Here is a 23,820-nt window from a genome sequence, read left to right on the forward strand (position 1 = left end):
AGGGGCGGCCCCCGACCGGTCGAAACCGGTCCGGGGCCGCCCCTTCCGACGCTCGGGCGCGCTAGGCGCCTGTCACGCTTCCTTCGTCATGTTCGGGCCTGCGCCGCCTGCCGCCTGCTCGATCGGGGGGACGTCGGGCAGAGCCGACTTCTCCTCGCCACGGAAGGTGAACGTCTTCTCGTCACCCTCGCCCTCGGTGCCGACGACCACGATGTGACCGGGGCGCAGCTCACCGAAGAGGATCTTCTCGGAGAGGATGTCCTCGATCGAGCGCTGGATCGTCCGGCGCAGCGGCCGGGCGCCCATCACGGGGTCGTAGCCCTTCTTCGCCAGGAGCGACTTCGCGTCCGCGCTGAGCTCGATGCCCATGTCGCGGTCCTTCAGCCGCTCGTCCACCTTGGCGAGCATGAGGTCGACGATCTGGATGATGTCTTCCTCGGTGAGCTGGTGGAAGACGACCGTGTCATCGACACGGTTGAGGAACTCGGGCCGGAAGTGCTGCTTGAGCTCTTCGTTGACCTTGTTCTTCATCCGCTCGTAGTTCGTCTTCACGTCGCCCTGGGCGGCGAAGCCCAGGTTGAAGCCCTTGGAGATGTCCCGGGTCCCGAGGTTGGTCGTCATGATGATGACCGTGTTCTTGAAGTCCACGACCCGGCCCTGGGAGTCGGTCAGGCGACCGTCCTCCAGGATCTGGAGCAGGGAATTGAAGATATCGGGGTGGGCCTTCTCGACCTCGTCGAAGAGGACGACGGAGAACGGCTTGCGGCGCACCTTCTCGGTGAGCTGACCGCCCTCCTCGTATCCCACGTATCCGGGGGGAGAACCGAAGAGCCGGGAAACCGTGTGCTTCTCGCTGAACTCCGACATGTCGAGGGCGATCAGCGCGTCCTCGTCACCGAAGAGGAATTCGGCGAGCGTCTTGGAGAGCTCGGTCTTACCGACACCGGACGGACCGGCGAAGATGAACGAGCCACCGGGACGCTTCGGGTCCTTCAGGCCTGCCCGCGTACGGCGGATCGCCTGCGAGAGGGCCTTGATGGCGTCCTTCTGGCCGATGACGCGCTTGTGGAGCTCGTCCTCCATGCGCAGCAGACGGGAGGACTCCTCCTCCGTCAGCTTGAAGACCGGGATGCCGGTGGCGGTGGCGAGGACCTCGGCGATGAGCTCGCCGTCGACCTCGGCCACGACGTCCATGTCGCCGGCCTTCCACTCCTTCTCGCGCTTGGTCTTCGCGGAGAGCAGCTGCTTCTCCTTGTCGCGGAGAGAGGCTGCCTTCTCGAAGTCCTGGGAGTCGATGGCCGACTCCTTGTCCCGGCGGACGCCCGCGATCTTCTCGTCGAACTCGCGGAGGTCCGGCGGCGCGGTCATCCGGCGGATGCGCATCCGGGAACCGGCCTCGTCGATCAGGTCGATCGCCTTGTCCGGCAGGAAGCGGTCCGAGATGTACCGGTCGGCCAGCGTCGCGGCCTGGACCAGCGCCTCGTCCGTGATGGACACGCGGTGGTGGGCCTCGTAGCGGTCGCGCAGACCCTTGAGGATCTCGATGGTGTGCGGCAGCGAGGGCTCCGCGACCTGGATGGGCTGGAAGCGGCGCTCGAGAGCGGCGTCCTTCTCCAGGTGCTTGCGGTACTCGTCGAGCGTGGTGGCACCGATGGTCTGCAGCTCGCCTCGCGCCAGCATGGGCTTGAGGATGCTCGCGGCGTCGATCGCGCCCTCGGCGGCACCCGCACCCACCAGGGTGTGGAGCTCGTCGATGAACAGGATGATGTCGCCGCGGGTGCGAATCTCCTTGAGCACCTTCTTCAGGCGCTCCTCGAAGTCACCGCGGTAGCGGGAACCGGCGACCAGCGCACCGAGGTCGAGGGTGTAGAGGTGCTTGTCCTTGAGGGTCTCGGGCACCTCGCCCTTGACGATGGCCTGGGCCAGGCCCTCGACGACCGCCGTCTTGCCGACGCCGGGCTCACCGATGAGGACCGGGTTGTTCTTCGTACGGCGGGACAGCACCTGCATGACCCGCTCGATCTCCTTCTCGCGCCCGATGACCGGGTCGAGCTTGGATTCACGAGCGGCCTGGGTGAGGTTCCGGCCGAACTGGTCCAGCACCAGGGAGGTGGAGGGCGTGCCCTCCGCGGGGCCGCCCGCTGTGGCAGCCTCCTTGCCGCCCGAGTAACCGGAGAGAAGCTGGATGACCTGCTGGCGGACCCGGTTCAGGTCGGCGCCCAGCTTCACGAGGACCTGGGCAGCGACGCCCTCGCCCTCGCGGATCAGGCCGAGCAGGATGTGCTCGGTGCCGATGTAGTTGTGGCCGAGCTGAAGGGCCTCGCGGAGCGACAGCTCCAGGACCTTCTTGGCTCGGGGGGTGAAGGGGATGTGGCCGGACGGGGCCTGCTGGCCCTGACCGATGATCTCCTCCACCTGCTGGCGGACCGCCTCGAGCGAAATCCCGAGGCTCTCCAGGGCCTTAGCGGCGACACCCTCACCCTCGTGGATCAGGCCCAGGAGGATGTGCTCGGTGCCGATGTAGTTGTGGTTGAGCATCCGGGCTTCTTCCTGAGCCAGGACGACAACCCGCCGCGCGCGGTCGGTGAACCTCTCGAACATCGTTAATCGCTCCTCAGAGCGGTCAGGCAGTAAGGGGTCGGTCCCCTCCCTGTCCTTCCGCAGCTTAGTCCCGCAAGCGGGGACCGCTCATTTCAACTGCCGACACCCGGCCCTGCTTCCCGGGGGTTCTCCCGCCCCGAACGCCGACAACTGCTCCAACCCGATGGTGCGAGACGATGTTCCCGCAGGCCAGGCGGATACCCCTATCTCCAGTACGCCGATGGCGAACGTGAGACGCCCGGTGGCCGCGTGTCGCCCCTCCCCACTAGGGATGTCTTACCCGCAATTACAGACAGTCCATGCGGCGTACGTGGGTTCCCTCCGCTACGGGCGAACATCTTCGTACTCCTGAATGCGCCCGTACGCCCCCAACCCGGACACACTAAGCGTTCGAGCGAGGACTCTGCGTAACCCGGGACCGGGATCGGGAGTTCTTCCGGCATGGCTCTCACCGTCCCGCCGCCCCGAACTCCGCTGCCCGTCGGCACTCCACCGCCCGTCGGCCGGAACGGCCGTGCCGGGGCTGAACCGCGGGGCGGCTGGTCCCAGTGGTACGAGCAGCGGCTCGGCTGGGCCACCGCCGGCGTCGCTCCGGTGCGGCTGCTGACCGGGCTGCGGTTCGACGCGCTCGTCGTCCCCGCCGCCGCCGGTCACGCGGCGCTGCGTCGGGTGGGCCGTGCGGGCCCCGTGGCGCTCATGGGTGAGCGGATGAGTCTGCTGGTGGCAGCGGGAAGCGCGGATGAGCTGCCCGGACTGCTCGACTGGCTGGAGTGGGGGCCGGTCGCCCTCACCCTGACCGCCCTCGGCACCGGCGGCCGGATCACCGCACCCCCGCCGCCCGGTCGGCCCGGCCCGCCGGGGGCCGCCGTCTGGCTGCGACCCCCCTGGTCACCGCACGGGCAGAACGGGGAACCGGTGCTCCCGGCCCTCTCCGGCTTCGGGAGCAGGGGTGGGGATACTCCCGATCTCGTCCGGCTCGTGGACGCCGTGGCGACGGAATGCCACCGGGCCCGCCTGACGCGCGCCCGGAAGAGGCCGGTCTGTGAAGAGCCGGCTGCTCAGCCGTTGGCCTTCTCGTAAGCCTCACGGATGTCCGCGGGAACACGGCCCCGGTCATTCACATTGTGGCCGTTCTCGCGCGCCCACTTACGGATCTCGGCGGTGTCCTTGTTGCCACCGGGAACCGCGCGGCCCTTGCCACGCCCGGAAGCGGCACGGCCACCGGTACGACGGCCGCCCTTGGCGTAAGGCTCGAGCAGCGTGCGCAGCTTGTCCGCGTTGCTCGTGGTGAGGTCGATCTCGTAGGTCTTGCCATCCAGCGCGAACGTGACGGTCTCGTCCGCCTCGCCGCCGTCGAGGTCGTCAACAAGAAGGACCTGAACCTTCTGTGCCACCGGATTTCCTTTCATCGAAAATGGAGTACGCGGAAAGGAAACCGCTTTTCCCCGGAAAACACAAACCCTCGGGAGGGGTTCAGGAGCGCAAGAAGACGGGAAACGTGCGCGATTCGGACATAGACCTCGGGGTTCTTCCGACCGTCACAGGTGCAGAAGCATCCGACTGTTACCCAAGGTGTTCGGCTTCACTCGTTCGAGACCCAGGAACTCCGCGACTCCCTCGTCATAGGAACGCAGCAGCTCGCTGTAGACATCTCCGTCGACCGGCGTCTCTCCGATCTCCACGAAGCCGTGCTTCGCGAAGAAGTCGACTTCGAAGGTGAGACAGAAAACCCGTCGCACGCCCAGCCAGCGGGCGGTCTGCAACAACTTGTCCAGCACTTGGTGCCCGACTCCGGCTCCCTTGATGCTGTGATCGACCGCGAGAGTACGGACTTCGGCAAGGTCTTCCCACATCACATGCAGTGCACCGCAGCCGATGACCCGGGCGTCCTCGTCGCGTTCCGCGATCCAGAACTCCTGGATGTCCTCGTAAAGGGTGACCGTCGCTTTGTCGAGCAGGATGCCTTCACGCACGTAGCCGTCGAGGAGACTCCGGACGGAGGCCACATCGCTCGTCCTCGCACGCCGGACGGTGATGGGCACGTTTATAACCGACGGTACGGTCCGGAAATCGGTTTGCGGAAGCTCTGAGGACATACCCAGACGCTATCGTTCGGGCTCCGGCTCCGCTCCATCGGCCGCTTCGGCGGCTTCGTCGGCAGGCGCTGCGGCGTCCTCGGGAAGAGTGGGCACAACCATCCGCATGGCGTCCCGGAGAGCCTCACGCTGCTCGGCCGACATCATGCCGAAGAACGCGACGAGCGCGGCGGCCGGGTTGTCACTCGTCGACCAGGCTTCGTTCATCAGTGCGGCCGAGTACGCGGCGCGGGTGGAGACCGCCGTATATCGATATGCGCGGCCGTCCACTTCCCGGCGCACCCAGCCCTTCTGATGGAGATTGTCCATTACCGTCATGACGGTGGTGTAGGCGATGGACCGTTCCTGCTGAAGGTCCTCAAGGACTTCCCGCACGGTAACCGGACGGTTCCATTGCCAGACCCGGGTCATCACGGCGTCTTCCAGCTCTCCCAATTGACGGGGCACAGCGTCACCCTAGTGCCAAATGTCTGGAATGGGCGGTTATTCACCCAGCAAAAAGGGCGTACGGCTCTCTGGGAGCCGTACGCCCTTCGTACGGTGCTGTGCGCGATACGCGCGGCCTCGCGGGAGTCAGACCGTTTCGGTCCGGGGAGCCTGGTGGGCCGCTTCCGCGCGGCTGATCGCCGCGTCCACGGCCGCGTCCTCCTTGCCCTTGTTGGGACCGCCCTGGCTCTTGACGATCGTCACGACCAGGCCGATGAAGAAGGCTGCCATCACCACGGGGGGCACGAGCGCGGATACGTAGTCCATGACGTCCAGAGTAGCGAGGCGGGTACGGGCCTACGCGCGCCCCCTACCCCGCGGCGCGCTGCTGCGGCGGGGGCACCGGGCGGCGGCGCGGCGGGAAGACCTCCGAGGGCTTCGGTGCCGGGCGGTCGGACGGCGCCGCCGGGCGGGCCGGGGCCGCCGGGACCTTCGGCTTGTCCGGCTCCGCGGCACGGCCGCCGGGCAGCGCGAGCAGCCGGCTGCGGGGCGCGGGGGCCGTCGCGGACACGGCACGCCCGGACAGCCGGGCGCGTACCGAGCGTTCCGCGAGCACCTGACAGCGCTCCAGGAGCGCCGCGGCGACCGGTCCGCCGCGCAGGGCGCGCAGCGCGGCCAGATCCTCGGGGCGGGGGTCGTACCCGGCGGCCAGGGCGTCCTGGAGGAGCTCCAGATAGCCGCTGAGGGAGCCGGGGAGGGCGTTTCTGTAGCGGGTGAGGTCGGCGAGGAGGAAGGCGCGCAGCCGTCCCGCCTCGCTCACCGTCTCGTCCACGGAGCCCGCTAGCCGCAGGCAGTCCTGGACATCCTCTTCGGGCAGGGGCGCGGGGTGGAGGGCGATGGCGAGGGCACGTCGGAGCACTCGCAGCTCGTCCGCGCTGAACGCCATACCGCCGCGTGATCCGTAGGGCGTGGGCATGACGCGACAATACGTGCTAAATGGACAAAATCCGTTTAACTGGCCGTGGGGCGGCGCGGCGGCCGGGCGGGCCGCCGCGCCGGAACATCACCGGTCACGGGCCGGACGAGACCTGGCGGACACGGCCTACAGGCGCGACACGTTGCGCTCGTACACCAGGCGCAGGCCGATGAGCGTGAGCCAGGGCTCGTGCTCGTCGATGACCGAGGACTCGCCCAGCACCATCGGCGCGAGGCCGCCCGTCGCGATGACGGTGACGTCGTCGGGGTCGGCCGCCAGTTCCTTCTTCATCCGGCCGACGACCCCGTCGACCTGGCCCGCGAAACCGTAGATGATGCCCGCCTGCATGGCCTCGACGGTGTTCTTGCCGATCACGCTGCGCGGCCGGGCCAGCTCGATCTTGCGCAGCTGCGCGCCCTTGACGCCGAGCGCCTCGACCGAGATCTCGATGCCGGGCGCGATGACGCCGCCGGTGTACTCGCCCCGGGCGGAGACCGCGTCGAAGGTGGTGGCCGTGCCGAAGTCGACGACGATCGCCGGGCCGCCGTACAGGTCGACCGCGGCGACCGCGTTGATGATGCGGTCCGCGCCGACCTCCTTCGGGTTGTCCATCAGGATCGGCACGCCGGTCTTGATGCCCGGCTCGACGAGGACGGCGGGGACGTCGCCGTAGTAGCGGCGGGTCACCTCGCGCAGCTCGTGCAGGACGGCCGGGACGGTGGAACAGATGGCGATGCCCTCGATCCCGTCGCCCAGCTCCATGCCCAGCAGCGGGTGCATGCCCATCAGGCCCTGGAGCAGTACCGCCAGCTCGTCCGCCGTGCGGCGGGCGTCGGTGGAGATCCGCCAGTGCTCGACGATCTCCTCGCCGTCGAACAGGCCGAGCACGGTGTGGGTGTTTCCGACGTCGATGGTGAGCAGCATCAGGCGCCGGCCCCGTCGGTCTCGCGGAAGTCCAGGCCGATGTCGAGGATCGGCGCGGAGTGGGTGAGCGCACCGACGGCCAGGTAGTCCACGCCGGCCTCGGCGTAGGCTCGGGCGGAGTCGAGCGCCAGCCGGCCGGAGGACTCCAGGACCGCGCGACCGCCCACCAGCGCGACGGCCTCCGCCGTCTGCGTGGGGGTGAAGTTGTCCAGCAGGATCAGATCGGCGCCCGCCTCCAGCACCTCGATGACCTGCTGCATCGTGTCGACCTCGACCTCGATCGCGAGGTCCGGGAACTCGGCCCTGACCCGTTTGAAGGCCTCGGCCACCCCGCCCGCCGCGATGACGTGGTTGTCCTTGACGAGCGCGGCGTCGGACAGCGACATCCGGTGGTTGACCCCGCCGCCGCAGCGCACCGCGTACTTCTCCAGGGCACGCAGGCCCGGAGTCGTCTTGCGGGTGTCCCTGACCTTGGTCTTGGTGCCTTCCAGGACGTCGGCCCAGGCGCGGGTGGCGGTGGCGATGCCGGAGAGCCGGCAGAGCAGGTTGAGCGCGCCGCGTTCGCCGGTGAGCAGGTCGCGGGTGCGGGTGGTGACGGTCAGCAGCTTCTGGCCCGGGACGACGCGGTCGCCGTCCAGGACGTGCCGCTCGACCTCGAACGCGGACGTGCAGACGATGGACAGGACGGCCTCGGCCACGTGCAGACCGGACACCACCCCCGCCTCCCGGGCGGTGAAGTCACCGGTCGCCACGGCGTCCTCGGGGACGGTGGCCACGGTCGTGACGTCCACCCCGCCGTCCAGGTCCTCCGCGATCGCGACGTGCGCGACGTCCTCGACCTGGACCGGGTCGAGACCGGCGTCCGCGAGGAGCTGGGCGAGCGCGGGGTCCAGCCCGCACTCGTCCTCGTAGCCGTCGTCCCCGCCGCAGCCGCAGCCGTCGCCGCAGCCGCCCGCGGCAGGTGCGGGCGCGCCGATCTGGATCAGCGGTACGTCCACGGGTGTGGGGCGCGGATTCTCTTCGGGCGTGCTCACGGTTACGGCTCCTCGGGAGTGGGGTGGGTGGTGCTTGCTGCTGCGCAGTCTGCTGCCCCGGCCGGGCGTACGGGGCCGAACGCCTCGGTATCCGTCCTGCGGAGCGTCAGCTGCCGGTCGGGGGTGAGCCGGACGACGAGGTGGCGGCGCCAGTTCTCGTCGTCGCGATCGGGCCGGTCCTCGCGCCAGTGACAGCCGCGGGTCTCCTCGCGCTGCCGGGCGGCGGCGACCAGTACCCGGGAGACCAGGAGCAGGTTGGTGACCTCCCAGGCCTCGACGCCGGGCTCCGCGAGCTTGGGCTCCGCGGCCCCGGCCTTCAGGAACGCGCTGCGGTGCAGGTCCTCCAGCTCCTCCGCGGCCCTGGCGAGGCTGTCGGCGGAACGTACGACGCCGGCGCCGCGGGTCATGATGCGCTGGATCGTGCTCCGGGCCTCCGGGGGCAGCAGCGGAGAGGGCGCGGGACGGTCGACGACGGCCTCGGCGCCCGCGCGGGGCCGGTCCGCGACGATGTCCGCCGCGATGCGCTCGGCGAAGACGAGGCCTTCCAGCAGGGAGTTGGACGCCAGCCGGTTGGCGCCGTGCACCCCGGTGCAGGCGACCTCGCCGCAGGCGTACAGGCCGGGCACGGTCGTGCGTCCCCGCAGGTCGGTGCGGATGCCGCCGGAGGCGTGGTGCGCGGCCGGGGCGACCGGGATCGGCTCGGTGACCGGGTCGATGCCATGGGCGCGGCAGGCCGCCAGGATGGTGGGGAAGTGCTGCTCCCACATCTCGGCGCCGAAGTGGCGGGCGTCGAGGTACATGTGCTCGGTGCCGTGCAGCTGCATCTGGCGGGTGATGGCCTTGGCGACGATGTCGCGCGGGGCGAGCTCCGCCATCTCGTGCTGCCCGAGCATGAAGCGCGTGCCGTGCGCGTCGACGAGATGGGCACCCTCGCCGCGTACCGCCTCGGAGACCAGGGGCTGCTGGCCCTCCGCGCCGGAGCCGAGGAAGAGCACGGTGGGGTGGAACTGGACGAATTCGAGGTCCGAGACCTCCGCGCCGGCCCGCAGTGCGAGTGCCACGCCGTCGCCGGTGGCGACCGGCGGGTTGGTGGTGGCGGAGAAGACCTGGCCCATGCCGCCGGTGGCGAGGATGACCGCGGGGGCGTTGACCGCGCCGACCCCGTCGTGCTGGCCCTCGCCCATCACGTGCAGGGTGACGCCTGCCGTACGGCCCTCCTCGTCGGTGAGGAGGTCGAGCACGAGGGCGTTCTCGACGGTGTGCAGTGCGGCTTCGCGGACCGCTTCGACCAGGGCGCGGGAGATCTCCGCGCCCGTCGCGTCGCCGCCCGCGTGGGCGATGCGGCGGCGGTGGTGGCCGCCCTCGCGGCCCAGCGCGATGGTGCCGTCGTCCGCGGTGTCGAAGTGGGCGCCGGTGCCGATCAGCCGGCGTACGGCGTCGGGGCCCTCGGTGACGAGGGTGCGGACCGCCTCCGCGTCGCACAGGCCGGCGCCCGCGACCAGGGTGTCATCCAGGTGCTGTTCCGGGGTGTCGCCCTCCCCCAGCGCGGCCGCGACGCCGCCCTGGGCCCAGCGGGTGGAGCCGTCGTCGAGGCGGGCCTTGGTGACGACGACGGTGGCGAGGCCCGCGGCGGCGCAGCGCAGTGCGGCGGTGAGTCCGGCGACGCCGGAGCCGACGACCACGACATCGGCGTCGATGGACCAGCCGGGGGCGGGTGCGGTCAGCCGTATTCCGGTCACGGGGTGGCTCCGAAGGTCAGCGGGATGTTGTCGATGAGGCGGGTGGCGCCCACCCGGGCGGCGACGGCGAGTACCGCGTCGCCCGATGTGCGGTCGTCGGGGATCTCGGTGAAGTCCGCCGGGTCCACGAGCGCCACGTAGTCCAGCGCGAGCGGGGGCTGTGCGGCCGCCGCGTCCTCCAGGACGGCGCGGGCGGCGGCGCGCACCGCGGCGGGTCCGCCGTCCGGAACGGCTCGGGCGACCGCCTGCGCGTCGGCGGCCAGCCGGGCCTCGCCGAGCCGGTTGAGCCCGGCGGCCCGGTCCTCGTTCGCCCCGCCGGCCAGCGCGCGGGCGTGCAGCGCCTGCTGGGCGGCGAGCCGGTCGCGGGCGGCGAACAGGGCCCGGGACAGGGCGAGGGCGGTGTGCCGCTCGTGCGCGTCCAGGAAACGGTTGCGGCTGGAGAGCGCGAGGCCGTCGGGCTCCCGGGCCGTCTCGACCCCCACGATCTCCACGGGGAAGTTCAGATCGCGCACCATGCGACGGATCAGCGCCAGCTGCTGGGCGTCCTTCTGCCCGTAGAACGCGAGGTCCGGGCGGGTGAGGTGGAGCAGCTTGGCGACGACGGTGAGCATCCCGTCGAAGTGCCCGGGGCGCGAGGCCCCTTCGAGACGCCCGCCCATCGGGCCGGCCGAGATCCGGACCTGCGGTTCGCCGCCGGGGTAGACCTCGTCGCCTGACGGTGCGAAGACGACATCGCCGCCGGCCGCGCCCGCGAGCGCGAGATCGGCGTCCAGCGTGCGGGGGTAGCGGTCGAGGTCGGCCGCCTCCCCGAACTGGAGCGGGTTGACGAAGACGGTGACGACGACCTGACCGGCCGGGCCGACGACCGCGCGGGCGTGCCGGATCAGCGAGGCGTGGCCCTCGTGCAGGGCGCCCATCGTCATCACGACGGCGCGCTCGGGCCGGGGTGCGCCCGGCGCTCCGGGGGCGTACGCGGCCAGTTCCGCGGCGGTGCGGAGCAGGGTGGCGGCGGGCTCGTTCATCGGGGCTCCTCCGGTCCGGTGCCGCCGGTGCGGCCGCCGTCGCTGCGGCCGTCGGTGCGGCCGTCCTCGGCCAGGACGCCGAGCAGGTCCTCGGCCAGTTCCGGCTTGAGCATGCCGTGGGCGAGGGCGCGGTCGGCGGTGGCGCGGGCCATCGCGACGTATCCGGCCACCGCCTGCGGGGCGTGGGCGCGCAGCTCACCGATGTGCGCGGCGACGGTGCCGGCGTCGCCCCGGGCTACCGGCCCGGTCAGGGCCGCGTCACCGGAGCGCAGGGCGTTGTCGAGCGCGGCGCCGAGCAGCGGGCCGAGCATGCGGTCGGGGGCGGCGACCCCGGCGGTGCGCAGCAGCTCCATCGACTGGGCGACGAGCGTCACCAGGTGGTTCGCGCCGAGGGCGAGGGCGGCGTGGTAGAGCGGGCGGGACTCCTCCGCGATCCACTCGGGTTCGCCGCCCATCTCGATGACCAGCGCCTCGGCCGCGAGCCTCAGCTGTTCGGGGGCGGTGACGCCGAAGGAGCAGCCGGCCAGCCGCTGGACGTCCACGGAGGTGCCGGTGAACGTCATCGCCGGGTGCAGGGCGAGCGGCAGGGCGCCGGCCCGCAGCGCGGGATCCAGCACCTTGGTGCCGTAGCGCCCCGAGGTGTGCACGATCAGCTGCCCCGGCCGGACCGCACCGGTCTCTGCCAGGCCCTCGACGAGGCCGGGCAGGGCGTCGTCGGGGACGGTCAGCAGGACGAGCTCGGCGCGCGCCAGGACTTCGGCGGGCGTCACCAGGGGGACGTCGGGGAGCTGGGCGGCGGCGCGGGCGACCGAGGCGTCGGAGACGCCGGAGACGGCGACCGGGCGGTGTCCCGCGAGCCGCAGGGCCGCGGCCAGGGCGGGGCCGACCCGGCCGGCGCCGACGACACCGACGGTGAGACGGGCGGGGCGGTCCCTCGCGTCGAGGGGCCCCTTGGGGGCTGTTGCGTTCACGCGGCAGAGGCCTTCCGTTCCAGTCCGCGGGGGGTACCGGACGATTTCTCTGCATGCTACGCCAGCGTTTCGTCCGGCTCCCGGCTGTCCACAGGCTGTGGGAAACCTCGTACCCCACTCGTGTCCGCGCGGACCGTGACGCGCACCGGGGCCTGAACCGGGCTCGACCGGGACTCGCCCCGGACTCGAACCCGAGCTCGAATATCCCGTGGAGGGGAGCCCGGTTCTGCGTGATGATCGTCCCATGGCAGATACGAACGAGCAGCCGCGCGACGAGACGGCGGACGAGACGCCGGTCGCGGACGGAGCCCGGGGCGCGGGCGACTTCCCGCGCGGCCGCCGGATCGCCGCGTGGCAGCGGGCCGAGCGGACCCTGTGGCGGGCGCCGATGGACCGCTCGATCGGTGAGCAGCTGGCCGCGCTGAGCGCCGACGCCGGCACGCTCACCGACCTCGGGCAGCCCGTGGACATCTACGGTGGCGGCGTGGTCGCCGAGCTGGAGCAGCGGATCGCCGAGGTGCTCGGCAAGGAGGCGGTCGCGTTCTTCCCGACCGGGACGATGGCGCAGCAGGCCGCGCTGCGTTCCTGGGCGGGCCGCACCGGCAATCCGACGGTGGCGCTGCACCCCCTCGCCCACCCCGAGAGGTACGAGCGCGACGCGCTGTCCGTGGTGAGCGGGCTGCGTACCGTCCACCCGACGTCGGAGCCCCGGCTGCCCACGGCGGACGAGATCCGCGATTTCGAGGAGCCGTTCGGCACCCTGATGCTGGAGCTCCCGCTGCGGGACGCGGGCTACGTCCTGCCCACCTGGGAGGAGCTGGAGGCGGTGGTGGCGGCCGCGCGCGAACGCGATGCGGTGGTCCACTTCGACGGGGCGCGGCTGTGGGAGTGCGCGACGCACTTCGGGCGGGAGCTGCCGGAGATCGCGGCGCTGGCGGACAGCGTGTACGTGTCGTTCTACAAGACCCTCGGCGGGATCTCGGGGGCCGCGCTCGCCGGTTCCGCCTCGCTGATCGAGGAGGCCCGCGCCTGGCGGCACCGGTACGGCGGCCAGCTCTTCCAGCAGTTCCCGGCGGCGCTCTCCGCCCTGAGCGGCCTGGCGCGGGAGCTGCCGCGGCTGCCGTCGTACGTGGCGCAGGCCCGGATGGTGGCCGGGGCGCTGGCCGAGGGGTTCGCGGAGGCCGGTGCCGGATGGTTCCGGGTGCATCCGGAGCCGCCGCACACCCACCAGTTCCAGGTGTGGCTGCCGTACGCGCCCGAGGTCCTGACCCAGGCGTCGGTGCGGCTGGCCGAGGAGACGGGCACGGCGCTCTTCCGCATGTGGGTGCCGGCCGACGCCGGACCGCCCGGGATCTCCTGCACCGAGGTCACGGTGACCGCGGCGGGGCTCGACTGGTCGGCCACGGACGTGAAGACGGCTCTGGGCGGGTTCCTGGAGCGGGTGGCCGAGCAGGATCAGCTCGCCCGGAAGCGGTAGGACGCGCCCCGGCGGGCCCCGATTGACGCCGGCCGTCAATCGGGGCCCGGCCCGCCCCGCTCACCCCGCACCATGGAGGGGTGAGCGTGACCATCGACATCACGGGGCTGGACCCCGGACGCATCGTCTTCGAGACCTCCCCCCTCGCGGAGCTGGGGCTCGCCCTGCACGCGCTCTCCGAGCCGGGGCACCACCCGGGGCTGCACGGCTGGGCGACGGCCACCACGACAGCCCTGGAGCCGGACCTCGCGGACCGGCTGCACGAGGCGGACTTCCTGTGGCGGAACACCTTCTCCGACGTCTTCATGCCGTTCGCCGGGGTCCGCGGCGGCGACGGCAGGACGGGCGCCGCCCTCGCGGACGACCTGGACATCCTGGACCGACTGGACGACGAGCGCTTCGTCGCCGCGGCCCTGGAATTCACCTGCGCCAGCCAGTACGGGGCCGGCGCCCCCTCGCCGCTGGTCGACGCCGGGATGCGCGCCCGCGCCCTGGACATGGCGGCGACGCGCGGCCCGCAGCAGGTGGAGTTCGCCCAGCGGCTGCTGACCGACCCCGCCTCCGTACGACGCTGGGTGCGGCGCCTCTTCGAGGACTGCGACGAGGCGTTCTTCGCGGACACCTGGCAGCGGACCCGGGTCCAGCTGGTGGCCGACGCCCGGCACAAGACGGATCTGCTGCGCCGCAAGGGAATCGGTGAGGCGATGGGCGCGGTGTCCACCGCGGTGTCACTGGACGCGTCCGGGGACCGGATCAGCATCGACAAGCTGACCGAGGGCGCGACCGACGCCACCGACCCGGCCGTCGGCCCCGGGCTCACCCTCATCCCGACCAGCCTCGGCTGGCCGCACCTGACGGTGCTGCACGCGCCGGGCTGGCGCCCGGTGATCCACTACCCGGTGCACCGGCCGGAGCTGCCCTCGCCCGCCTCCGTCGAGCTGCTCCAGCTGAGGATGGAGGCGCTGGCCCACCCGATGCGGATGCGGCTGTGCCGCAACATCGCCCGCTCCCCGTACACGACCGGGGAGCTCGCGGACACGAACGGCATCACGTCCCCCGAGGTCTCCCGCCATCTCACGGTGCTCAAGAAGGCCGGTCTGATCACGACCCGGCGGCGCGGCCGGTACGTCCTGCACCAGCTGGACCTGACGGTGGTGGCGCGGCTCGGCAGCGACTTCCTGGAGGGCATCCTGCGCTGAGCGCCGGGCGGCGCCCCGCTACGGCGGTCAGTGGCGGCCGCCGGCCCGCACCAGTCCGGTCTCGTAGGCGAGGACGACGACCTGCACCCGGTCGCGCAGGCCGAGCTTGGTCAGGATGCGGCCGACGTGCGTCTTCACGGTGGCTTCCGAGAGCACCAGCCGCGCGGCGATCTCGCCGTTCGACAGGCCCTGCGCCACCAGCAGCATCACCTCGCGCTCCCGTTCGGTGAGCTTGGCGATGTCCTTGTGGCGCGGCTCCGCCGTACCGCTCGGCAGCATCGGTGAGAAGCGGTCCAGCAGCCGCCGGGTGGTGGACGGGGCGACGACCGCGTCGCCGCTGTGCACGGAACGGATCGCGGCGAGCAGTTCGCCCGGCGGCACGTCCTTGAGCATGAAGCCGCTGGCCCCGGCCTTCAGCCCGGAGAACGCGTACTCGTCGAGGTCGAACGTCGTCAGGATGAGCACCTTGGGCGCGTCCGGCTCCGCGCAGATCCGGCGGGTGGCCTCGACGCCGTCCAGCCTCGGCATCCGCACGTCCATCAGCACGACGTCGACCGAGGTGGTCCGCAGGTTCTCGATCGCCTCCGCGCCGTCGCCGGCCTCCGCGACGACCTCCATGTCCGGCTGCGCGGCCAGCACCATCCGGAAGCCGGTGCGCAGCAGCATCTGGTCGTCGACGAGCATCACGCGGATCGCCATGGGGGTCACTGTCTCCTGTTTCGTCCTGCGGTCGGTCGTGGATCGTCGGTCGTCGGTGGGTTCGTCCAGTGGGTTCCGTGGGCGGGTCAGTTGGCCGGCTTGAGCGGCAGCAGCGCGCTGATCCGGAATCCGCCGCCGGGGCGCGGTCCGGCGTCCAGCGTGCCGCCGACCATGCCGACCCGCTCGCGCATGCCGATCATCCCGTGGCCCGCGCCGTCGGCGCCGCCGTCCTCGTACAGCTCGTGCGCGGCTCCCCGGCCGTCGTCCTCCACCAGCAGGCCGAGTCCGTCGTCGAAGTAGACCAGCCGCACGCTGGCCCCGGCGTTCGGACCGCCGTGCTTGCGGGTGTTGGTCAGCGCCTCCTGCACGATGCGGTACGCGGTCAGCTCGACGCCGCTGGGCAGCGGGCGCGGGGTGCCCTCGATCTTGAAGTCGACGGCCAGACCGGACTGCACGACCTGGTCGACCAGGTCCTCGATCTGCTGGACGTCGGGCTGCGGGACGTACTCCCCGCTCTCCCGCACGTCACCGGTCCGCAGCACGCCGAGCAGCCGCCGCATCTCCGCGAGTGCCTGCCTGCCGGTGCTGGAGATGGTCTCCAGCGCCTGCCGGGCCTGGTCTGGGGCGGCGTCCATGACATAGGCGGCGCCGTCGGCCTGCACCACCATCACCGAGACGTTGTGCGCGACGACGTCGTGGAGTTCGCGGGCGATACGGGCCCGCTCCGCGGCCACCGCGACCTTCGACTGCGCCTCGCGCTCCCGCTCCAGCCGGGCGTTGCGCTCCTCCAGCTGGTCGAAGTAGGCCCGCCGGGTCCGCATCGAGTCGCCCAGCACCCAGGCCAGCACGAAGGGCACGGTCATCACGATGACGATGAACAGCTTCTGCGCCCAGCCGCCCGGCTCGTCGTTCGGCCAGCGGAGCTGGGAGAGCCCGGCCGCGCACAGACTGCACGTCAGCGCGAGCCGGGAGGCCCAGCGCTCGCCGACCGTGGCCACCGTGAACGTGATCACCAGCATGGCGAAGTTCGCCGTGGTCGGTCTGACCCCGAAGACCAGCTGGACGACGCCCATCGCGATGGCGAGCAGCAGCATCTTCTCCGGCGCGCGGCGGCGCAGCGCCACGACGACGCTGAGACCGACGACGACCGGCACCACGGCGAAGCGTTCACCGCCTCCGCGCCCGGCACCGCCCGCCACAATGGTCACGCCGGAGAGCCCGAGGAGGAAGACAGCCCAGAAGCAGTCGACGCCCGTCGGGTGTCTGCGGATGAAATCGTAGAGGCGCTGCACGTAACCCAGCGTAGGGACAGCCGACGGGTGGGTGGGTCAGCCAAAGGGCCGATCCGGGTCCGGAGACCGTACTCCCCAAGGTGGAGACTTGGATATGTGACGGATGAGTGGCGCGGGTGGCAGGAGGCGGCTGAGACCGCTTTGTACGGGGACGGGGGGTTCTACCGGAGCCCCGAAGGGCCCGCGGGGCATTTCCGCACCTCGGTGCACGCTTCCGGGCTGTTCGCCGCGGCCGTCGCCCGGCTGCTGGTCAGGACCGCGGACGAGCTCGGGACCGGTTCGGTGGACCTGGTGGATCTGGGGGCGGGGCGCGGAGAGCTGTTGACGGGGGTGCTCGCCGCGCTCCCGGCGCAGGGCGGTGAGCACCTCGCGGTACGGGCGTACGCCGTGGAGCTGGCCGCGCGCCCCGACGGTCTGGACCCCCGGGTGGAGTGGTGCGCGGAGCCCCCACGGGGCGTGCGCGGGCTGCTGTTCGCCAACGAGTGGCTGGACAACGTCGTGACGCCGGTGGCCGAGACGGATCAGGACGGCGTCCGCCGCTACGTCCTGGTCCGTCCCTCGGACGGTACGGAGCGGCTGGGCGATCCGGTGAGCGGGGCCGACGCCCGGTGGCTGGCGGACTGGTGGCCGCCGGCCGGACCGGGCAGCCGGGCCGAGATCGGCCGCCCGCGCGACGACGCGTGGGCGCGTGCGGTGGCCACCGTGAGCGCCGGGCTCGCGGTGGCGGTGGACTACAGCCACGTACGGGAGGCCCGGCCGCCCCTCGGCACGCTGACCGGCTTCCGGGCGGGGCGCGAGGTGCGGCCGGTGCCGGACGGCAGCTGCGACCTCACCTCGCACGTGGCGCTGGACGCGTGCGCGGCGGCGGGCGGCCGGGGCGCGGAGCTCCGCACCCAGCGCGAGGCGCTGCGGGAGCTGGGCGTCAGCGGTGAACGCCCGCCGCTGGCGCTCGCGTCGAGCGACCCGGCCGGGTACGTACGGGCGCTGGCCTCCGCGGGCGAGGCGGCGGAGCTGACGGCACGGGGCGGGCTGGGCGACTTCGGCTGGCTGACGCAACGGGTCCGGGCCGCGTCCGGCCCCTCAGGCGATTGAGGAGCGGGGTCCGGGGCAAAGCCCCGGGAAGCCGGGCCGCAGGCAATACTGTCGGCATGACGGAGACGACAGTCGGCATCGGCGGCGCGGCGGAAAGCACCGACATGGTGCTCAACATCGGCCCGCAGCACCCCTCCACGCACGGCGTGCTCCGACTGCGGATCGTGCTGGACGGCGAACGCATCCAGCAGGCCGAACCCGTCATCGGCTACATGCACCGGGGCGCGGAGAAGCTCTTCGAGGCCCGTGACTACCGGCAGATCGTGATGCTCGCCAACCGCCACGACTGGCTGTCGGCGTTCTCCAACGAGCTGGGCGTCGTGATGGCCGTCGAGCGGATGCTCGGCATGGAGGTCCCGGAGCGCGCGGTCTGGACCCGCACCCTGCTGGCCGAGCTGAACCGGGTCCTCAACCACCTGATGTTCCTCGGCTCCTACCCGCTGGAACTCGGCGGGATCACCCCGGTGTTCTACGCGTTCCGGGAGCGCGAGGAGCTCCAGGCCGTGATGGAGGAGGTCTCCGGCGGCCGGATGCACTACATGTTCAACCGGGTCGGCGGCCTCAAGGAGGACCTCCCGGCCGGCTGGCTGGGCCGGGCCAGGGACGCGGTCGCCTCCGTCCGGTCCCGGATGGACGTCTACGACAAGCTGGTGCTCGGCAACGAGATCTTCCGGGGCCGTACCCGCGGGGTCGGCGTGCTGTCGGCGCGGGCCGTGCACGCGTACGGGGTGTCCGGGCCGATCGCCCGCGCCTCCGGCGTCGACTTCGATCTGCGGCGCGACGAGCCGTATCTCGCGTACGGGGAGCTCCAGGACACCCTGAAGGTCGTCACCCGCACCGAGGGCGACTGCCTGGCCCGCTTCGAATGCCTGCTGGACCAGACGCACAACGCCCTGGACCTGGCGGACGCCTGCCTGGACCGGATGGCGGACCTGGCACCCGGCCCGATCAACCAGCGGCTGCCCAAGGTCCTCAAGGCCCCCGAGGGCCACACCTACGCCTGGACCGAGAACCCGCTCGGCGTCAACGGCTACTACCTGGTGTCCAAGGGCGAGAAGACCCCGTACCGGCTCAAGCTCCGCTCGGCGTCGTTCAACAACATCCAGGCACTCACCGAGCTGCTGCCCGGCACGCTGGTCGCGGACATGGTGGCGATCCTGGGGTCGCTGTTCTTCGTCGTCGGGGACATCGACAAGTAGCGGACCCCGCCCGGACGGCGCCGGCTGCCGCCTGTTCCGTCCTACGAGATCGCGCTGCGCAGCTCCGCGACGTCCAGCTGTTCGGTCTCGTCGTGCGCGGTCAGGTCGATGACCTTGCCGACGGCCCGGTTCTCGGCCGCGCCGGTGCGGTGCGCGGCGAGCGCCTCCTCGCCCACCACGTCGGCGAGGTCCTCGTTCTGCACGGACTCGATCGCGGCGTGCGCCTTCTGCGTACCGAAGAAGTCGAAGCTGCCCTGCGGGACCAGGTGGCGGCGGGCCGCGGCGTACGGGACGACCGCGCCGGCTGCCGGGAGGGCGCGCCGGTCCGGCAGCGCCTGGGACGGCGCTTCCTGGGACGGCCGTTCCTGGGCCGGCCGGGGCGGCGCGGGCAGGGCGGCCGCGGGGCGGCGGTGCTGCTCGTCGCCCGTCGGGGCGCCGTGGTACGCGGTCGCCGCGTACTTCCCCCGCCGTTCCTCCGCCTCGCGGGCGCGCTCCGCGAGATCGCGCTTCCTGGCCTGCTCCGCGGTGCGCCGGGCCTCCTGGAGCGCGCGGTTGCGCGGGAGGTCCTCCAGCGCCTGGGCGGCGCGCAGATATCCGGCCGGGGTCGGGGTGCTGCGCGCGGCGGGCAGTTCGCGGGGCGGCGGCGCGGCCGCCTCCAGGGCGAGCTGCCGACGGCTCTCCAGCACGCTGGCGCGCTCGGTCTCGGCGTTGGCGTACCGCCGCAGCAGCGCGGCGTGCTCGCCACGGAGCCCGGCGAGCTCGACGCGCTTGCGGCGCAGCTTCGTCTCCAGCCGGGCGCGCAGCTCGCGCGACTCGTCCAGATCGGCCTCGATCTCCGCGATGCGTTCCTCGGCCCGCCACTCGTCGCCCACGCGGGCGCGCGTCAGCTCCGCGACGCGACGGCCCGCCTCCCGGTCCCAGCTGCGCATCAGATACGCGCCGGTCAGGGCGGCGGCCGCGGAGGCCGCGACCAGGGCGCGCAGGACCAGGGGCTCGGCGAGCAGCCAGGCCCCTGCGGCACAGAGAACCGAGGCTCCGGCCACGACCGAAGGCGGAAGGATTCTGTGCAGAGGTGGCGAATGACGATGGCGTCCACGTGGCATGGCCTGAAATTTACCGTGCGTACGGCCTGCTTGGGGGGCCGCCCGGCAATCTGTTCCCCGCCGGTTACCTGACGGCCCCCGAAAATCCCTTCCGAAGCGCCTACTTCTTGATCAGACCTTTGGACTGGAGGTATTCCTTGGCCGCGTCCTCGGGCTTGGCGCGCTCCGCGTCGACCTTGCGGTTCAGTTCCGCCAGGTCCTGGGTGGTGAGTGTGTCGGTGAGCTTGCCGAGTGCGCCGGCGATGTCCTCGCCGCCCGCGTCCTTGGCATTGACGACCGGCAGCACGTTGTCCGCGTTCTGCAGCTTCTTGTCGTCCTCCAGGAAAACCAGTCCGTAGCTGTCCAGCACCGCGTCCGTGGTGGTGGACAGGACCAGCTGGTCCTTGCCGTCCTTGACCGCCTGCTTGGACTGCGGGGTGCCCACTCCCTTGGGGTCGATGCCGGTCACATCGATGCCGTACGTCTTCTTCAGACCGGGTGCGCAGAACGCCCGCACCTCGCACTCGTCACCGGCCGCGATCTTCACCTTGACCTTGGAGGCGCCGAGATCGGAAAGCGTCTTCAGCTTGTTCTTCGCGGCGAATTCCTTGGTGACCGCGAAGGCGTTCTGGTCGACCGCCTTGCCGGGCGGCAGGACCTTGAGTCCGCGCGGGGTCGCGAGCTTCTCCAGGGCGGCGACGGTGGCGTCGGTGTCGCCGGAGGCGAGCGGCTTCTCCTCGGCCGCCTTCGCCCCGTTCACCTTGGCGTTGAGGAATTCGGTGATCGTCGCCGCGTATTCGGGTACGACGTCGATCTCGCCCTTCTCCAGGGAGGGTTCGTACAGTTCGCGGTTCTTCACCGTGGTGACCGAGGTGCTGTATCCGGCGTCGGCCAGGATCTGCGCGTACAGCTCCGCGAGCACCTTGGACTCGGTGAAGGCGGCGGCGCCGACCACGAGTGAGCCCTTCTTCCCGGAGCCGCCGCCGTCGGCCGGTCCGCTCTTGTCCTTCTCCAGGCTGTCACCGCCGCAGGCGGCGAGCGAGCCCGCCAGCGCGACCATGCCGATGACCGCGCCGGCTATGCGCGAGGTCTTGCTCATGTTGGTTCTCCGTCCACGGCAACAGGGCCATATGCGATATGCGAGGTGTGCGATCTGCGGGGGGTGCGATCTGCGAGGGGGTGACGAAGGCGGGCCGGTTCACGCCGTCCGGCGGCGGCGCAGCGGTGACAGCAGCCGGTCGAGGGCGATCAGCACCGACTCCACCAGGAGGGCGAGCACGGCGACCAGCAGGGCCCCCGCGACCACCTGCGGGGTGTTGTAAGTGTTGAAGCCGGCGGTGATGATCCGGCCGAGGCCGCCCTGGCCGACCATCGCGGCGATCGTCGCCGTGGCCACCACCTGGACGGCGGCCGAACGCAGCCCGGTCATGATCATCGGGTAGGCCAGCGGGAGCTCGACGCGGACGAAGAGCTGGCCGCCCGACATGCCCATCCCGCGCGCGGCCTCCGCCACCGAACGGTCCACCCCGGTCATCCCGACGTAGGCGTTGGTCAGCAGCGGCGGCACGGCGAACAGCACCAGGGCGATGATGGTCGGCACGTATCCGCTGTTGCGCAGCGGCGAGACCATGAAGAGCGCCAGCACCGCGAAGACCGGGACCGCCCGGCCCACGTTGGAGATGTTGACGGCCAGCGCGCCGCCCTTCCCGATGTGTCCGAGGTACAGCGCGACGGGCAGCGCTATGGCGCAGGCCAGGGCGAGCGCCACGCCGCTGACGTACAGGTGCTCACCGAGCCGGTGGCTCACCCCGCTCTCCCCCGACCAGTTGGCGCCGGTGGTGAGCCAGGTCCAGGCCTCGCCGAGAACTCCCATGGGGTCAGACCGCCTTCGCCGTACCGGCCGCGTCCACGGCTCCGCGGGTCCTTGATATGCGTGTCCACGGGGTCAGCAGCCGCTGCACGCAGAGCAGCAGCAGGTCCGCGACGACCGCGAGCAGTACGCAGAGCACCGAGGCGGCCAGCACCTGGGCCTTGAAGAAGCTCGGCAGCGCGTCGTCGATGAGGTTGCCGAGACCGCCGCGGCCGACGATCGAACCGATGGTCGTCAGCGCGATCGTGGAGACCGTGGCAATGCGTATTCCGGCCATCAGCGCGGGCATCGCGAGCGGCAGCTCGACCTCCCACAGCAGCCGGGCGGGCCCGTAGCCCATGCCGCGCGCGGCCTCCTTCGCCTCCTCCGGGACCGCTTCCAGACCCGCGAGGATGTTCCGCACGAGAATGGTCAGCGAATACAGCACCAGTCCGGTGACGACCAGCGCCGCGGAGAGCCCGAAGAGCGGCAGCAGCAGCGAGAACATCGCGAGCGACGGCACGGTGTAGAGCACCGTGGTCAGCCCGAGCACCGGTCCGGCGAACCGTCGGCTGCGGCGGGCGAGCAGGGCCAGCGGGAATGCCACGGCGACCCCGATCGCCACCGAGACCGCGGTGATCCAGATGTGCTGGACCGTGGCATCGGTCAACTCCTGGCTGCGGGAACGGAGATACTCCCCGCAGATCCAGTCGTTCGTCACCAGGCAGTTCTGTGCGGCCATCTTGTCCCCCACCTCCCGATCGCCCACTCGTACTGATGTCCGGCGAGCCTATCCTCGACCACTGACAATCGCGGAAGCCGTTGTATTCCAGCAACATGTCCTTCACAAAACACGCGCCACAATGGGGAACCATGATCCGTTTCGAGCACGTCACCAAGCGGTATGCGGACGGCACCACCGCCGTCGACGACCTTTCCTTCGAGGTCGCCGAGGGTGAACTCGTCACGCTCGTCGGGCCATCGGGGTGCGGCAAGACGACCACCATGAAGATGGTGAACCGGCTGATCGAACCGACCGAGGGCCGGATATTCCTCGACGGGGACGACATATCGGCCATCGATCCCGTCCAGCTGAGGCGCCGTATCGGCTACGTGATCCAGCAGGTCGGGCTGTTCCCGCACAGAACGGTGCTCGAAAACACCGCTACCGTGCCCCATCTCCTGGGCTGGAAACGCGGAAAGGGCCGCGAACGCGCCGCGGAACTCCTCGATCTGGTCGGACTCGATCCTTCCGTTTATGGTGACCGATATCCGGAACAGCTGTCCGGCGGTCAGCGCCAACGCGTGGGCGTGGCAAGGGCGCTGGCGGCCGACCCGCCCGTCCTGCTGATGGACGAGCCTTTCGGCGCGGTCGACCCGGTCGTCCGGGAACGGCTGCAGAACGAATTCCTCAAGCTTCAGGCGCAGGTCCGCAAAACAGTGCTGTTCGTCACGCACGACATCGAGGAGGCGGTCCGCCTCGGGGACCGCATCGCCGTCTACGGACAGGGCTCGATCGAGCAGTTCGACTCACCGGCCACCGTGCTCGGCGCCCCCGCCACCGGATATGTCGCGGACTTCGTCGGCGCCGACCGGGGGCTCAAGCGGCTCTCCGTCACCCCCATCGAGGAGAGCGACCTCGACCAGCCGCCGGTCGTCCACCTCGACGACCCGCTGTCCACGGCGACCGAACGGCTGCGGGCGGAGGGCGCGCGCTGGGCCGTCGTCCTGGACGGCGACGACCATCTGCACGGCTGGCTCCCGGCCGGTGACGCGCTCGCCACCACCAAGGGCACGATCCGCGAGCACGCCCGCCGGATGGAGGCCTGGCTGCCCGTGGGCGCCCCGCTCAAGCAGGCCTTCGCCACCATGCTCCAGCACGACGCCGGCTGGATCGCGGTCATCGACAAGGACAGCGCGGGCCGGTTCCTCGGCGTGCTCACCCCCGCCCGCCTGCACGAGGCGCTGCGCCGCTCGATCGACGCGGACGACCGGGCCGTGCCGCGCGCCGAGGTGGCCGTGGAGAGCGTCGCGAGCGTCTCGGGCGGAACCGGAACCGCGGGACGGTGAGAACCGCGGGACGGTGAGAACCGCAGGACAGTGAGAACCGCAGGACAGTGAGAACCGCAGGAGGATGAGGCG

General features: G+C 71.4%; 23 protein-coding genes. 6 read left to right on the forward strand and 17 right to left on the reverse strand.

The annotated features are described in order from the left end of the window. Nucleotides 1-72 precede the first annotated feature (72 nt). On the reverse strand, nucleotides 73-2,601 hold the full coding sequence (locus OG892_RS17395) for an ATP-dependent Clp protease ATP-binding subunit (protein ID WP_073733687.1): 2,529 nt from the start codon (nucleotides 2,599-2,601) through the stop codon (nucleotides 73-75). Nucleotides 2,602-3,042: 441 nt separating this feature from the next. Between OG892_RS17395 and OG892_RS17400 the strand changes: the two genes are divergently transcribed. Continuing rightward, nucleotides 3,043-3,681 (forward strand): SCO3374 family protein, encoded by a 639-nt coding sequence (locus OG892_RS17400; protein WP_073733686.1) that lies wholly within the window; start codon nucleotides 3,043-3,045, stop codon nucleotides 3,679-3,681. Here the strand turns inward: OG892_RS17400 and OG892_RS17405 are convergent. The 10 genes from OG892_RS17405 to OG892_RS17450 all read right to left on the reverse strand — a co-directional run bounded on the left by OG892_RS17405 (nucleotide 3,660) and on the right by OG892_RS17450 (nucleotide 11,789). Further along, nucleotides 3,660-3,995, reverse strand: a complete 336-nt coding sequence (locus tag OG892_RS17405) for an Lsr2 family protein (RefSeq protein ID WP_024494064.1) — start codon at nucleotides 3,993-3,995, stop codon at nucleotides 3,660-3,662. The genes OG892_RS17400 and OG892_RS17405 overlap by 22 nt on opposite strands. A gap of 144 nt (nucleotides 3,996-4,139) precedes the next feature. Continuing rightward, nucleotides 4,140-4,697, reverse strand: coding sequence for an amino-acid N-acetyltransferase (locus OG892_RS17410; protein ID WP_274535139.1), 558 nt, complete (start codon nucleotides 4,695-4,697; stop codon nucleotides 4,140-4,142). Between the two features lie 9 nt (nucleotides 4,698-4,706). Further along, the gene (locus tag OG892_RS17415; protein ID WP_073733685.1) at nucleotides 4,707-5,144 is read right to left on the reverse strand and encodes a BlaI/MecI/CopY family transcriptional regulator; all 438 of its coding nucleotides are present in this window, start codon (nucleotides 5,142-5,144) and stop codon (nucleotides 4,707-4,709) included. Nucleotides 5,145-5,270: 126 nt separating this feature from the next. Then, complete coding sequence (locus tag OG892_RS17420) at nucleotides 5,271-5,450, reverse strand: hypothetical protein (protein ID WP_073733684.1); 180 nt, start codon at nucleotides 5,448-5,450, stop codon at nucleotides 5,271-5,273. Nucleotides 5,451-5,493: 43 nt separating this feature from the next. After that, nucleotides 5,494-6,069 carry a hypothetical protein gene (locus tag OG892_RS17425; protein WP_073733683.1) on the reverse strand — a complete coding sequence of 192 codons (576 nt, stop codon included), beginning with the start codon at nucleotides 6,067-6,069 and terminating at the stop codon, nucleotides 5,494-5,496. 156 nt (nucleotides 6,070-6,225) lie between these two features. Next, entirely contained in the window at nucleotides 6,226-7,023 is a 798-nt protein-coding gene (locus OG892_RS17430) for a type III pantothenate kinase (protein ID WP_024493731.1), read from the reverse strand. Continuing rightward, on the reverse strand, nucleotides 7,023-8,057 hold the full coding sequence (gene nadC / locus OG892_RS17435) for a carboxylating nicotinate-nucleotide diphosphorylase (RefSeq protein WP_328866554.1): 1,035 nt from the start codon (nucleotides 8,055-8,057) through the stop codon (nucleotides 7,023-7,025). The genes OG892_RS17430 and nadC overlap by 1 nt, the downstream gene beginning before the upstream one ends. A 2-nt stretch (nucleotides 8,058-8,059) precedes the next feature. Continuing rightward, nucleotides 8,060-9,796 (reverse strand): L-aspartate oxidase, encoded by a 1,737-nt coding sequence (locus OG892_RS17440; RefSeq protein WP_371629640.1) that lies wholly within the window; start codon nucleotides 9,794-9,796, stop codon nucleotides 8,060-8,062. Beyond that, nucleotides 9,793-10,818 carry a pantoate--beta-alanine ligase gene (gene panC, locus OG892_RS17445; protein ID WP_328866552.1) on the reverse strand — a complete coding sequence of 342 codons (1,026 nt, stop codon included), beginning with the start codon at nucleotides 10,816-10,818 and terminating at the stop codon, nucleotides 9,793-9,795. The genes OG892_RS17440 and panC overlap by 4 nt, the downstream gene beginning before the upstream one ends. Then, the gene (locus OG892_RS17450) at nucleotides 10,815-11,789 is read right to left on the reverse strand and encodes a Rossmann-like and DUF2520 domain-containing protein (protein ID WP_073733679.1); all 975 of its coding nucleotides are present in this window, start codon (nucleotides 11,787-11,789) and stop codon (nucleotides 10,815-10,817) included. Before OG892_RS17450 ends, panC begins: the two co-directional genes overlap by 4 nt. A gap of 244 nt (nucleotides 11,790-12,033) precedes the next feature. On the opposite strand from OG892_RS17450, the gene OG892_RS17455 reads away from it, so the two are divergent. After that, complete coding sequence (locus OG892_RS17455; protein WP_371629641.1) at nucleotides 12,034-13,266, forward strand: low specificity L-threonine aldolase; 1,233 nt, start codon at nucleotides 12,034-12,036, stop codon at nucleotides 13,264-13,266. 86 nt (nucleotides 13,267-13,352) lie between these two features. Next, nucleotides 13,353-14,465 (forward strand): DUF5937 family protein, encoded by a 1,113-nt coding sequence (locus tag OG892_RS17460; RefSeq protein WP_328866550.1) that lies wholly within the window; start codon nucleotides 13,353-13,355, stop codon nucleotides 14,463-14,465. 27 nt (nucleotides 14,466-14,492) lie between these two features. Here the strand turns inward: OG892_RS17460 and OG892_RS17465 are convergent, their stop codons facing one another. Both OG892_RS17465 and OG892_RS17470 read right to left on the reverse strand, forming a co-directional pair. Further along, nucleotides 14,493-15,164 (reverse strand): response regulator transcription factor, encoded by a 672-nt coding sequence (locus OG892_RS17465; RefSeq protein ID WP_073733676.1) that lies wholly within the window; start codon nucleotides 15,162-15,164, stop codon nucleotides 14,493-14,495. Between the two features lie 86 nt (nucleotides 15,165-15,250). Beyond that, the gene (locus OG892_RS17470; RefSeq protein WP_327337615.1) at nucleotides 15,251-16,456 is read right to left on the reverse strand and encodes a sensor histidine kinase; all 1,206 of its coding nucleotides are present in this window, start codon (nucleotides 16,454-16,456) and stop codon (nucleotides 15,251-15,253) included. 96 nt (nucleotides 16,457-16,552) lie between these two features. Between OG892_RS17470 and OG892_RS17475 the strand changes: the two genes are divergently transcribed. Together OG892_RS17475 and OG892_RS17480 are read left to right on the forward strand one after the other, a co-directional pair. Continuing rightward, a complete protein-coding gene (locus OG892_RS17475; protein ID WP_328866549.1) occupies nucleotides 16,553-17,548 on the forward strand; it encodes an SAM-dependent methyltransferase in 996 nt (331 codons plus the stop codon). 56 nt (nucleotides 17,549-17,604) lie between these two features. Then, a complete protein-coding gene (locus OG892_RS17480) occupies nucleotides 17,605-18,747 on the forward strand; it encodes an NADH-quinone oxidoreductase subunit D (protein WP_328696490.1) in 1,143 nt (380 codons plus the stop codon). Nucleotides 18,748-18,788: 41 nt separating this feature from the next. On the opposite strand, the gene OG892_RS17485 is transcribed toward OG892_RS17480, so the two are convergent. The 4 genes from OG892_RS17485 to OG892_RS17500 all read right to left on the reverse strand — a co-directional run bounded on the left by OG892_RS17485 (nucleotide 18,789) and on the right by OG892_RS17500 (nucleotide 22,420). After that, entirely contained in the window at nucleotides 18,789-19,850 is a 1,062-nt protein-coding gene (locus OG892_RS17485) for a hypothetical protein (protein WP_371629642.1), read from the reverse strand. Between the two features lie 100 nt (nucleotides 19,851-19,950). Then, the gene (locus OG892_RS17490) at nucleotides 19,951-20,928 is read right to left on the reverse strand and encodes an ABC transporter substrate-binding protein (RefSeq protein WP_327337619.1); all 978 of its coding nucleotides are present in this window, start codon (nucleotides 20,926-20,928) and stop codon (nucleotides 19,951-19,953) included. Between the two features lie 99 nt (nucleotides 20,929-21,027). Continuing rightward, complete coding sequence (locus OG892_RS17495; protein ID WP_073733671.1) at nucleotides 21,028-21,702, reverse strand: ABC transporter permease; 675 nt, start codon at nucleotides 21,700-21,702, stop codon at nucleotides 21,028-21,030. A 4-nt stretch (nucleotides 21,703-21,706) separates the two neighbouring features. After that, nucleotides 21,707-22,420, reverse strand: coding sequence for an ABC transporter permease (locus tag OG892_RS17500; RefSeq protein ID WP_073733774.1), 714 nt, complete (start codon nucleotides 22,418-22,420; stop codon nucleotides 21,707-21,709). 131 nt (nucleotides 22,421-22,551) lie between these two features. On the opposite strand from OG892_RS17500, the gene OG892_RS17505 reads away from it, so the two are divergent. Continuing rightward, nucleotides 22,552-23,748 carry an ABC transporter ATP-binding protein gene (locus OG892_RS17505; protein WP_371629643.1) on the forward strand — a complete coding sequence of 399 codons (1,197 nt, stop codon included), beginning with the start codon at nucleotides 22,552-22,554 and terminating at the stop codon, nucleotides 23,746-23,748. Nucleotides 23,749-23,820: the final 72 nt, after the last annotated feature.

The organism is Streptomyces sp. NBC_00341 (assembly GCF_041435055.1).
Classification (GTDB): Bacteria; Actinomycetota; Actinomycetes; order Streptomycetales; family Streptomycetaceae; genus Streptomyces.